Annotated in this window: 1 protein-coding gene; it reads left to right on the top strand. The window is 66.8% G+C overall.

The annotated features are described in order from the left end of the window. Positions 1–138: 138 nt before the first annotated feature. Positions 139–1,477 (top strand): alkaline phosphatase family protein (locus ACWELQ_RS45570; RefSeq protein WP_452403171.1); only part of this gene is annotated, 1,339 nt, incomplete at its 3' end.

The following is a 1,477-nucleotide window of genomic DNA, read 5'->3' on the forward strand; positions in this document are numbered from 1 at the left end:
GGAGGTTTTGTGTTCGTTTTGTTTGGGGGGGGGGTTGGGGTGGGGGGGTCTTTGGTCGAGGGCGGGGGGGGTTTGGGGGCGGGGGTCGCGGGGGCGGCGAGTGGGACCATCGCCGATGTCAAGCATGTGGTGATCCTGATGCAGGAGAACCGGTCGTTTGATCATTATTTCGGGACGTTGAAAGGGGTTCGGGGGTTCGGGGACAAGGCGACGATTCTGCTGGGCGGGGGGAACAGTGTGTTCAATCAGCCCAATGGTGGTGGGCGGCAATATCCTTGGGCGTTGAGCGGGGCGGGGTCGGAGAACGCGGCGCAGTGTGACGGGGATCTGCCGCATGCGTGGGCGGATCAGCATGCTGCGTGGAACAACGGGCACCTGGATGCGTGGGTGGCGGCCAAGGGGAGCGTGCGCACCATGGGATACCTGGGGCGCAAGGACATTCCGTTTCATTACGCGCTGGCCGACAACTGGACCATCGCCGACGCCTATCACTGCTCGGTGCTCAGCGCGACCGGGCCGAACCGCACCTATCACTGGAGCGGTTGGATCGATCCGGCCGGGACCGCGGGCGGGCCCGCCAACGACGGCGGTGACGAATCCGGGCTGAGCTGGCAGACCTATGCCGAGGCGTTGCAGAACGCGGGCGTCAGCTGGAAGGTGTACCAGAACGCGGCAGACAACTACGGGGACAACGCACTCGCGTACTTCAAGCAGTTCGCCAACGCCGCGCCCGGTAGCCCGCTGGCGGTCAACGGCATGGGGTCGGTGCCCGCGACCACCGGTAAGACGCCGGACGACATCGTGGCCGCGATCCAGGCCGATGTGGTCGGGGGCAAGCTGCCGCAGGTGTCGTGGATCGTGCCGGACCAGTGGTCCTCCGAGCATCCCGACGCCCCGCCGAACAATGGTGCGCACTTCGTGCACAACGTGATCAACGCGCTCAACGCCGATCCGAACGTCTTCAACTCGACGGTGCTGATCCTCAACTACGACGAGAACGACGGACTCTTCGATCATGTGCCGCCGCCGGTCGCGCCCGGCGGCACCGCGGACGAGTTCATCAACGGGGTTCCCGTGGGGCTCGGTTTCCGGGTGCCGCTGATCGTGGTGTCGCCGTGGACGCGCGGCGGCTGGGTGAGTTCCGAAGTGTTCGACCACACTTCGGTGCTGCGCTTCCTCGAGACCTGGACGGCCGCGCTGGGCAAGAAGGCCACCTGCCCCAATATCAGCGCGTGGCGGCGCTCGGTGTGCGGCGACCTGACCGGCATGTTCAACTTCGCGTCGCCGGTCACCGGACTGCCGACGCTGCCGGACACCTCCGCGGTGATCTCCACGGCGACCTGTTCCGCCCAGACCAACCCGTCGCCGACCTCGAATGCGTTGCCCGCGCAGGAATCCGGCACCCGCCCGGCCCGCGCGCTGCCGTATCAGCCCAACGCCTGGCTCGACCACTACACCTTCGGCGCCAACGGTGAGG

This window comes from Nocardia sp. NPDC004722 (genome assembly GCF_053601505.1).